We start from the raw sequence: 10,228 nt of genomic DNA, 5'->3' as shown, positions 1-10,228 counted from the left end.
TTTACCGATGAGAACCCGGGTGACAACAGCTGTGTAATTAACGCTTTTTGAATTGTCAGCTTCATAGGACATATTGGTAACTGTCATTAAGTCTCCCACGGGAGGGCGGCCGTTGAAATCGTCAATGCGAAATCCACCGAGACCCCAGTCATAAGTGGCAAATTCTCGGTTTTCCAGTGTGAGGTGAAGTTGCGGAATCTCATGCCGATTATCCTTGCGGTTATGGGCGCGATACCGGGCGGTCGTGAAAAAACGTCTCATCTTCCTCGTCAGTTCTGCATGGATTTATTTCCCTGCCTAGCCTTACCCGCAAAAAATTAATAATTCGTTTTTAATTTCATAAGCTTGGTGAGGATTCCGTCAGGATTTTGACCGCTTTTCATGTTCCTGCAATCGATCAAACAGCTCAACAAAATTACAGGGCATGAAGCGGTAGTCGAGTTGATGGACAAGGATATCGTCCCAGGCATCCTTTACTGCGCCGGTCGAACCGGGCAGGGCAAACAGAAAAGTACCGCCTGCAACACCGCCGGTTGCCCGGGACTGAATTGTTGATGTACCTATTTTCTGATAGCTCAGCATTCTGAACAACTCACCAAATCCGGCAATTTCCTTCTCATAAAGGGCCAAAAAGGCCTCTGGGGTGACGTCGCGGCCGGTAACACCGGTTCCCCCGGTCGAGATCACCACGTCAATATCCTCATTTTTGATCCAGTCTTTTACGACTGACTGGATATCAGGAATTTCATCCCTGATAATTTTCCGGTCGGAAAGAATATGTCCTGCAGCTTCCAATCGATCGACCAGAGTCTGGCCGGATCGGTCATCGTCAAGCGTGCGCGTATCAGAAACAGTCAGCACGGCGATGCGAACGGCAATAAAAGGACGTGATGTATCAATTCCGGGCATTGTCCGCCACCTCTCCCAAATTTTTATCCAGGTGTTGATATTGCGGCCATTCCCCCCGGGCGATTTGGTTTAATCCGGGCAGATCCTGTCCCATGCGGTGCCGGTATATCCAGAAATTTGTCAGGACGCGTTTAATGAAATCCCGGGTTTGCTTACTTGGCATCGCTTCGATGAAGAAAAGCGGGTCATTCAGGTATTTTGTTTCACTTTTCCATTTTTTTAAATTGCCCGGCCCGCCATTATAGGCGGCGGCGAGATGGAAAAGGTTTGTCTCCACGTCGTCATATTCCATCAGATAAGTCAGATATTGTTGACCAAGTTCAAGGTTATAGGCGGGGTTAAACAGCTTTTTGTTATTGCGCTCACGAAGGGTGCGGTCGCCGGACAGATAGCTTGCCGTGGTCGGCATAATCTGCATTAATCCTTTGGCTCCGGCACCGCTGTTGGCCAAAGTATAAAACCCTGATTCCTGACGCATAAAAGCAAAGAGCAATGCTCGGTCGAGTTTAAATCCGCCGACGGGCTGCCATTTCGGTATCGGGTAGATCGCAGCATCCCAGGCGACGTCTTCGGTTTCCCAGAGATAAAGCCCCATCCGCATGGCCACCGACGGTGCCCCAATCTGCTCGGCAAGGGCAAGAAGGAGGGGCGCAAGACGCGGGTTAGCGCTCGGGAAGGCAGCCCGCAATTCCTGAGCGGCAAGATTGTATTGGCCAATTTCGCTGAGCGCGATGGCGCGTTTGGCGGATGGTATTTTAAGGAGCCAGGCAATTTGATTCGGTTGCAACTCCGGTAGATCCCAGTTGAACGGCTTTTCAATCCCCAACTGACGAAGCGCCAGCAGGCCATAGAATGTTCTTGGCTGGCTTGCGGTTTGGGTGAGGAAATAAACAGCCTTTTCTGGATTGCCGAGTTTCAAATAAGCCCGTGACGCCCACCAATTCGCGGCGGTGAAATTCCAGTCTGAAATTCGGCTGGCGCTTGCGAGGGCCTCAAAATGGCCCGCTGCTTTTTCAATATCACCCCGACGCCAGGCGGCAAGTCCTGCTGTCCAATCCGCAATCGGTACATATTTTCGCGACTTTCGAAGTGCCAATTCGGCATACTTTATGGCGCTGTCATCCTTCGCATATAGGAAGTAGCTTTTGGCTATTTTTTCCAGAAGCTGGTCATATTCCACTTGATCGAGGAGCTTTATTACCTTTTTTTGTTCGATATACTTAACGGCGTTGGTTGGTTGGCCATTATAGAGATACCGCCGGACGGTACGCTGGGCATGAGCAACATTATTACGGGTCTGGGCGGAACGATGCCGGGAGCTTTTATATGGGCGGGATAGAAAATACGGCTGCCCCGGTCCGGTGCCCCCGAGATATTTACCATACAGGGGCTGCGATAGAGGTTTCCACCCCGGTATCCGTCGGCTTTCTGCCAGCTTATATAGACGATAGGCACCGGGATGGTCATAATAGGCCTTCATCCAAAGATGCAGTTCCTCATATTTAGCCTGGTATTTTGTCGGATGCATGTAACGCTGGAACTTGACATGGCCGAGAAGTATCTTGTCGTCGATCGTTTTGATCAGCTTGTCGGCCGCTTTCCAGTCGCCTTTCGTTTGAAGCTGGAAAACCTGTCGATATTTTGTGGTGTCATTCGCCGACAGAACCGACGGTATTTCCGCCGCCGCCGCCGACAGGCTTGTTACAACCACAAGCATTACGGCCAGAGACAAAACTTTTGAGACAATATTCATGGGCAAGACTATACTTAAAAAGACACAGGCCACAAGTCGGGGAACTAGGCAACAATAAGGCGGCTTATCCTTTCATCGCGGATTTAAGACGCAAAAAATCCATCCACGCATATTTTTTTGCAGCAGGATGGTCAAGCAGAAATGTGGGGTGAAACACCGGCAGCATTTTAAAACACGCATCTTGAATGGAGAGGTCAAACCATGTGCCACGTAACTTGTTGATACCGGTTTTTCGTTTCATCAGGTATCCTGCAGCTTCTCCGCAGGCTAGGACAAATTCGGGATTAGCAAGAAAAATATGACGTTCGATAAAAGGAATACACAGGGACAGTTCCTCGTCGGTCGGCGCACGTCCTCCCGGGGGTCGCCATGGGAGAAAACTGGCCAGATAGACATCTTCCCGAACGAGACCGATTGAGGCCAGCATCTTTTCAAGCAGATCGCCCGGCCTACCGGCAAATGGTTTGCCGCTTCGATCTTCCTCGACTGAGGGCTGCCGATCAATGATCATGAGCTTGGAATCGGGACTTCCCTCGGCAAAGACCGTGCTCATGGCCATTCTTTTTAGAATGCTACCGTCGAAATTCTTAACGGCTTCGTGGAGATCTTCTATTGTCTGGCAACTGGTGGCAAGTTTTCTCGCCTGCAGGATTTCATCAGAAGGCGACGGTAAAGGGGCCGATGCCTTTTGTCGCAGCGGCGGCGAATTGCGGTGTTGAGGGGGCTGCTCCGGGGCGGTGCTTTGCTCCGGTCCGGTGGCTTTAATGGTTAAACGATTGATCGTACTCAATCCGATGGTTTCATCGACACCGGCCTCAAGATAAAATCTGAGCAACCCGTTTATATTGGACCTGGTTTCCATGGGGCTATTATATCAGGCATTCTTCTTTCATTAGAAGGGACCAAAAGGCTATTTTTTCACTATTGTTTAATCGTTTCAGGAACCTAGATCGGCTCGCGCTTCGGAGGGAGAAATTAAATTTGAGTTTTTCCAATTTCCCACGGCAAAAAAAGCGCCGGAAACTGCCAAAACGTGAGGGAAACGGGATTGACGCACCGCAGAAAAAATATAGTGTCATGGTTAAATTGGTTGAGCATCGGTGAACGCGCGTCGTATAGGGATCACCAGAAAAATAGAATGCGACAGTGATTGAGTAGTCGGAAAAGTAAGAAGAGGCTTGAAATGGAACGCGAATCTATGGAGTTTGATGTCGTTATTGTGGGCGGTGGCCCGGCGGGGTTGTCGGCGGCAATAAAGTTACGGCAGCTCAGCCTGGAAGCTGATATCGACATATCGGTTTGCGTCCTTGAAAAAGGTTCCGAAATCGGCGCGCATATACTCTCCGGCAATGTGTTTGAGACCAAAGCTCTGGATGAACTTATTCCAGACTGGAAGGAAAAAGGGGCGCCGTTAAATACGCCGGTCAAGTCAGAGAAATTTTATTTCATGACGGAGGGGAGCGAATTACGCTTTCCGAACTTCCTGCTGCCCGGCCAGTTGCGGAACCACGGTAATTATATCATCAGTCTGGGTAATCTCTGTCGCTGGCTGGCGGAGCAGGCGGAGGGGCTCGGCGTTGAAGTTTACCCCGGCTTTGCCGCGGCAGAAATTCTGTATCACGAGGATGGAACCGTAAAAGGCGTCGCGACCGGAGATATGGGGGTCGGCCGGGACGGTGAGAAAAAGCAGTCCTTTGAACCAGGCATGGAATTGCATGCGAAATATACCCTATTTGCCGAAGGCGTCCGTGGGTCCCTGACGAAAGTCCTGTTTGAAAAATTCAATCTCCGTGAAAACTGTGATCCGCAGACCTTTGGTCTCGGGATCAAGGAATTATGGGAACTGGACCCGTCCCAGCATAAGGAAGGACATATTTTCCACAGTTTTGGCTGGCCGCTTGACCGCAATACCTACGGCGGATCCTTCGTCTACCATTTTGAAAATAATCAGGCCTATATCGGGTACGTCGTCGCGCTCGACTATGAAAATCCTTACCTTTCTCCTTATGATGAGTTCCAGAAATTCAAGACCCATCCAATGATGAAAGAAATGCTGAAAGGGGCCAAACGGATTTCCTATGGTGCCCGGGCCATCAATGAAGGGGGATTTCAGTCGGTGCCGGAACTAATTTTTCCAGGTGGTGCGCTTATCGGTTGTTCGGCAGGCTTCCTGAATGTCCCGAAAATCAAGGGCACACACACAGCCATGAAATCGGGTATGATGGCCGCGGAGGCCATTCTCGCCGAGTTCAAGCTGAATAGTGAGGCGCCAGCCAAGACGCTGAGCACCTATCCGGATCTCTATAAGGCATCCTGGGTTTATGACGAGCTTTACCGCGTTCGCAATAGTCGTCCAGCCTTTAAATGGGGGTTGCTGGCCGGCACTCTGTATACGGGGCTGGATTTGAAAATCCTGAGAGGAAAAGCGCCTTGGACGTTCAGCCACCATGACGACTATTCTGTGCTTAAGAAGGCAAAAGACTGCAAGAAAATCGACTACCCAAAATATGACGGTATCTATACTTTTGACAAGCCTTCGTCTGTTTTCCTTTCTAACACCAATCACGAAGAGGATCAGCCGGTCCATCTGACATTGAAAAATGCTGCGGTTCCGGTTGACATAAACTACGCGGAATATGCGGGTCCCGAGCAACGGTTCTGTCCTGCAGGTGTTTATGAGTTCCTGACTGACGATGACGGCTCAAATCCGCGATTGCAGATCAATGCGCAAAACTGCGTCCATTGTAAAACCTGCGATATCAAGGATCCGACGCAGAACATTAACTGGGTCGTTCCTGAAGGGGGAGGGGGGCCGAACTACCCGAATATGTAGGAGAGAACTATGCTAATTATAGAGTTTTCGGTTTAACTCGTCCTTAAGGTAACTTACATATAAGATATATCAGGGTTGAAAAGTTATTACGTTGAGAGGTTTTTGTAGAAATTCATTTTAGTTACAGGAAAGTAAGCGTGGGTATATTTAGGGTTATGAGCGGAGGGGCGTTTTCGTTAGTGGCCCTCTACATGAGTGCAGGAATAAGTGCATCAAGTGAACAGAATTTGTCACCAAATTTATTTCAAGACAAAAACGCGATAACGGAGATGGCTCCATCGTCCTATTTAGGACAATACCTCGCGGGACGTGAAGCCTTGAGAGATCAGGATCCCGGTGCGGCAGTCGCGTATTTTGACGACGCCCTCCATCAAAGATCGACTGACGGCGTTCTTTTAAGTTTTGCATTACAGGCCGCGTTGGGGATGGGAAATGTTGAGAAGGCGTTGGAACTCGCGCCTTTGACCATTAAGGAAGCGGGCGGGAATTCCGCAGCATATCTCGTTCTTGCGCTGGATGCTCTTCGTCACAAAAATTATATAAGCGCAAAAGCCAATCTTGAAAAAACCGGCGACAATGGATTTAATGTGCTGCTCAAGCCGCTTTTGATGTCATGGATTGATCTTGGCAACGGAGATGTCAAGACCGCAATGGCAGATCTTGATGCGCTCGACAAATTCAACGGATTTGAAGCGTTAAAAATGTATCATTTGGCGCTTCTCGCTGACGCTTCTGGGCAATCTGATCTTGCAAATACGCAATATGTAAACGCTATGAATGGCTTTACTGCACGGTCTGCGAGGCTGCTGCAGTCTTATGGGGCTTATCTTGAGCGACAGGGCCGGCCTGAAGAGGCCAAGGCACTGTTTGAAACCTATATTAAGGAGCATCCCTCCAGTCCGATTATACAGCTTTTGCTAAAAGATATCGCGGCAGGACGCAAAATTCCTCCTGTGATCGAAAGTCCGGTCGATGGTGCCGCAGAGGCGCTCTATACTGCGGCCTCTATTATCGGTCGGGAGCAGGCAACCAGCATTGCCGCAACCTATATCTATTTTGCGCTCATGCTGGAGCCCGATTTTCCGGTAGCGAGAGTCATGCTGGCGGAGGCTGAAGAGGATCGGGGGCAGTGGCAGGAAGCTCTAAATCTTTATAGCCAGATTGATCCGAATTCGATCTACGGCAAAAACGCGAAAATCCGCTCGGCCTGGGCTATCTATAAGCTTGGCCGTAATGAGGAAGCGGTCACCATTCTCGAAGCCATTGCTGAGAAATATCCCGATGATATTAAGGCGCTGGTTGTTCTCGCCGATCTTAAGCGGGACCTGAAAAGCTGGAATGACGCCGCGCAACAGTATGCCCGCGCGATTGGCCGTTTGAAAAGCGATGATACGCGTCATTGGTCCCTTTTCTACGCCCGCGGAATTGCCTATGAGCAATCCAAACAGTGGGATTTGGCCGAGGCCGACTTATTGAAGGCGCTGGAATTGAATCCGGAACATCCCCAGATTCTCAATTACTTGGCTTACTCCTGGGTTGACCGCGACGAAAATCTTCAAAAAGCGAAGGAGATGTTGATCAAGGCGGTTTCCTTGAGACCAAATGATGGGTACATCATTGATAGCCTTGGCTGGCTGTATTACCGGCTTGGCGATTTTGACAATGCTGTTGCCCAGCTTGAAAAAGCAGTCTCGCTGGAAGCGGCAGATTCGACAATAAACGATCATCTCGGCGACGCGTTCTGGCGTATTGGCCGGCGGGATGAAGCGCGCTATCAGTGGCAGCGGGCATTGTGGCTCGATCCGGCAGTGACCCAAATTCCGCTTATCCGGGAAAAGCTGCTGGACGGGCTCAGCGATGACGTCAAGGCTGAAGCAAAAAGTTCCGGCCCCGGCTAATCATGCTTTCGGCATTTGCTCGGCCCAAGGTTAATCTTTTTCTTCACGTCAAGGGCAAACGCGAGGATGGGTATCACCTGTTGGAGAGCCTCGTTGTTTTTCCGACGGGCGGCGATAAAATTTCCGGACGTGAAGGGCTTGGCCTAACCTTAACGGTGACAGGCCCGTTTGCCGAACATGTCGGAGAAACGGAGAACAACCTTGTTCTGCGGGCCGCCCGGGCACTGCAGGATAAGGCTAAATGCGAACTTGGCGCGGATATAACTCTGAACAAGAACCTGCCGGTTGCGGCGGGGATAGGTGGCGGGTCTGCCGATGCGGCGGCAACCCTTCACTTGCTCAACCAGCTTTGGAACCTCGACTTTTCCTCTCGCCAGCTTGAAGAAATTGGGATGATGTTGGGCGCCGACGTGCCAGCCTGTCTCCGTAGTCGACCTGTCATGCTTTCTGGAATTGGCGAGAAGCTGGCTGATGTTGATCGTCTTCCAGGCTTTACCATTTTATTGATTAATAACAGACGTCCGGTTTTAACAGCCGATGTCTTTCGAAAGCTGGACATACTGCTCGCCCCGGGCCCGGTATTTGAATTTATCTCTGGCAATTTCGACGAACTTATTGGCGCTCTGGGCAACTGCCGCAACGATCTGCAAGTAGCGGCCCTTGAAGTCGTGCCGGAAATATCCCAGGTCCTTTACGCTCTTGATAATCTTGTGGGCTGTCGTCTGTCCCGTATGAGTGGCAGTGGCGGTACCTGCTTCGGTATTTTTGAGACAGCGGCGAGCGCAGAAACGGCTGTCCGACGGATCGAGGCAGATCATCCAGAATGGTGGGTATGTTCGATGCCCGTCAGCGCAGAGACCGCCTGCTGACGGCATTTCCATCTTTTTTGAAAATTTGCCTTGAGCTTGAACAGTGCTTTGGATAGAAAGAGGCTCCTCATTGGGGTGTAGCCAAGCGGTAAGGCAACGGGTTTTGATCCCGTCATGCGCAGGTTCGAATCCTGCCACCCCAGCCATTTTTTATCTAACTATTTCAAACACTTAGACTTTTTGCGAGTCCCCAACCAAATGCATTAGAATTAGTACATTTTGCTAGCACACTTTTGTTCGCAAGAGGGCTCAATGGGACGCTATCTCCAGAATCAAAGTGGCACCTTTAATTTTCGAAGGAAGGTTCCTTCTGAATTCAGGAAAAGAATTGGCGTTACGGAAATTAGGCGCTCATTGGGAACGGGTAGCAGGAAGCTTGCTAAAATTCGCGCCGCACAATTATACTTGGTAAGTGAACGGCTTTTCGAGTACGCAAAAATGATCCCCTCAGACAAAGTCGGCTTATTTCTTTACATTTGGTATTCAATGATAATTACGTTTTTTTGCATGAACTTGCGGATAAACTCAACTTCATCTACCATTTCCATTAGCGCAGTTAAATCTTTCGATAAGCTTGTGCCTGTCGCATATCCACTCCAACTCTCTTCTAAAGTGGTTGGTAATCAGTCAAGACATTACTTCCGAATGAGCACGAAAAGACTATTAGTAAAAAAAATAAATTTGCGGCACATTGGCACTTATCCCCATAAATAGCTCGGACAGCGTTCGTAATCATATCCATGAAATCAATAATACGCAAAATCGTAACGTGAGTGTATGGGTTCGCTATTGTTTCATGGAGTCATTAAAAAGCACGTCAAGCGCCTCCATTTCATTAGAGTAGTCAATCTCGCAATATATTGCATACTCCTGTTTGCTTATTAATTCCTTCGACTTCGCGATACGCCGCAGATATCCGCTATCATCAAAAGCAGGATATATGATCCTTCTATCACCACAGTCGGCATCGGCGTACACTAACTGTGGTTCCTTATCATTCTCGAAAAATTGGCTTGAACGACTGACTTTTTCATCTAGTTTTTAGCGAAGGTCTTCGAGCCGCTTTTTCTGTTGGCCATTTGCGTCAAAATTCGACGGATCGAGCCATGCCTCGTAGGCTCGGCGTAATTCGGGCCAATCCTTATCTATCATCGCATACCATGCCGTGTCCCGGTTCAACCCCTTGACGATTAGGTGCTGCCGAAACGTCCCTTCATACTGAAATCCAAAGCGAAGAGCTGCTTTCTTTGAGGGAACGTTTTCATCGTTACACTTCCATTCAAACCTACGATACTCCAAACCCTCAAACACATGTTTTGCAAATAAATACAGGGCCTCAGTCGCTGCCGCTTTGCGGGCAATCAAAGGGCCCCAATAGATGTTGCCAATTTCGATTACACCATTGGCCTTATCGATCCGCATGAGCGCCTGACGTCCTGCAACTTTGGATGTCGCCTTGTCGATGATGGCATAGAACAGCGGATCTTCTCTGACTGAGGCCGTGGCCATCCAATTACTAAACGAGGTGAGATCTGTCGGCGGCAATTCCGGCAGCCACCTGAACTTGTCGTCCGCATTTTCAACGTATGAAGCCTCAAACAAATCTTGTGCGTGAGCCTTAACACTCAACGGTTCAATCCGTACATATCGCCCTTCCAACGGAACGGTTGTTGGCAATTTGCGCGGGGTCCAGTGGCGCATGTCTTCCATCAAAATTAGTTATTCCTCATTTTTAGTGGACAATATGTCTGCAAATCTAGCAACTGTATTTACGACGCACGCCAAAGCTGGTTTTTTGCCACAAGCGCGTTGGCGATCGTGAGTCGTTTCCGGGCCACAGCGATCAGCACGACTTTGTGTGGTTTTCCACTTTCTTTTAACCGCGCCGCAAAGACTTTGAGGGTTTTGTTGTGCGTCGACGCAACGAGGGCGGCTTGATAGAGCAGGCTGCGAATGATGTATCGCC

Annotated in this window: 9 protein-coding genes, 1 tRNA gene and 1 pseudogene; 5 read left to right on the top strand and 6 right to left on the bottom strand. The window is 49.4% G+C overall.

The genetic code is table 11. From position 1 onward, the window contains the following. From ACESNI_RS16945 to ACESNI_RS16930, 4 genes are all read right to left on the bottom strand, one after another. Positions 1-261 (bottom strand): hypothetical protein (locus tag ACESNI_RS16945; RefSeq protein ID WP_373089156.1); only part of this gene is annotated, 261 nt, incomplete at its 3' end. A 99-nt stretch (positions 262-360) separates the two neighbouring features. Beyond that, positions 361-909 carry a molybdenum cofactor biosynthesis protein B gene (gene moaB / locus ACESNI_RS16940; RefSeq protein ID WP_373089154.1) on the bottom strand — a complete coding sequence of 183 codons (549 nt, stop codon included), beginning with the start codon at positions 907-909 and terminating at the stop codon, positions 361-363. Further along, positions 896-2,626: a transglycosylase SLT domain-containing protein gene (locus ACESNI_RS16935; RefSeq protein WP_373089152.1), complete on the bottom strand. Its 1,731-nt coding sequence runs from the start codon at positions 2,624-2,626 to the stop codon at positions 896-898. The genes moaB and ACESNI_RS16935 overlap by 14 nt, the downstream gene beginning before the upstream one ends. Positions 2,627-2,726: 100 nt before the next feature. Further along, complete coding sequence (locus ACESNI_RS16930) at positions 2,727-3,452, bottom strand: uracil-DNA glycosylase family protein (RefSeq protein WP_373089150.1); 726 nt, start codon at positions 3,450-3,452, stop codon at positions 2,727-2,729. A gap of 393 nt (positions 3,453-3,845) precedes the next feature. On the opposite strand from ACESNI_RS16930, the gene ACESNI_RS16925 reads away from it, so the two are divergent. The 5 genes from ACESNI_RS16925 to ACESNI_RS16905 all read left to right on the top strand — a co-directional run bounded on the left by ACESNI_RS16925 (position 3,846) and on the right by ACESNI_RS16905 (position 8,976). Continuing rightward, positions 3,846-5,495 carry a 4Fe-4S dicluster domain-containing protein gene (locus ACESNI_RS16925; RefSeq protein WP_373089148.1) on the top strand — a complete coding sequence of 550 codons (1,650 nt, stop codon included), beginning with the start codon at positions 3,846-3,848 and terminating at the stop codon, positions 5,493-5,495. A 317-nt stretch (positions 5,496-5,812) separates the two neighbouring features. Next, positions 5,813-7,393, top strand: a complete 1,581-nt coding sequence (locus tag ACESNI_RS16920) for a tetratricopeptide repeat protein (protein WP_373089146.1) — start codon at positions 5,813-5,815, stop codon at positions 7,391-7,393. Between the two features lie 2 nt (positions 7,394-7,395). Further along, positions 7,396-8,262, top strand: a complete 867-nt coding sequence (locus ACESNI_RS16915) for a 4-(cytidine 5'-diphospho)-2-C-methyl-D-erythritol kinase (protein WP_373089144.1) — start codon at positions 7,396-7,398, stop codon at positions 8,260-8,262. A gap of 71 nt (positions 8,263-8,333) precedes the next feature. Beyond that, a tRNA-Gln gene (locus ACESNI_RS16910) sits at positions 8,334-8,408 on the top strand. Between the two features lie 106 nt (positions 8,409-8,514). Further along, complete coding sequence (locus ACESNI_RS16905; protein ID WP_373089142.1) at positions 8,515-8,976, top strand: DUF6538 domain-containing protein; 462 nt, start codon at positions 8,515-8,517, stop codon at positions 8,974-8,976. Positions 8,977-9,303: 327 nt separating this feature from the next. Here the strand turns inward: ACESNI_RS16905 and ACESNI_RS16900 are convergent, their stop codons facing one another. Both ACESNI_RS16900 and ACESNI_RS16895 read right to left on the bottom strand, forming a co-directional pair. Next, positions 9,304-9,975 carry a GNAT family N-acetyltransferase gene (locus ACESNI_RS16900; RefSeq protein ID WP_373089140.1) on the bottom strand — a complete coding sequence of 224 codons (672 nt, stop codon included), beginning with the start codon at positions 9,973-9,975 and terminating at the stop codon, positions 9,304-9,306. A 56-nt stretch (positions 9,976-10,031) separates the two neighbouring features. Then, positions 10,032-10,228: pseudogene (locus tag ACESNI_RS16895) on the bottom strand (IS110 family transposase); the annotation flags it as partial.

Source organism: Sneathiella sp., assembly GCF_041689005.1.
Classification (GTDB): Bacteria; Pseudomonadota; Alphaproteobacteria; order Sneathiellales; family Sneathiellaceae; genus Sneathiella.
Note: the sequence above shows the minus strand (reverse complement) of the source record. Positions and strands in the feature narration are given on the sequence as shown.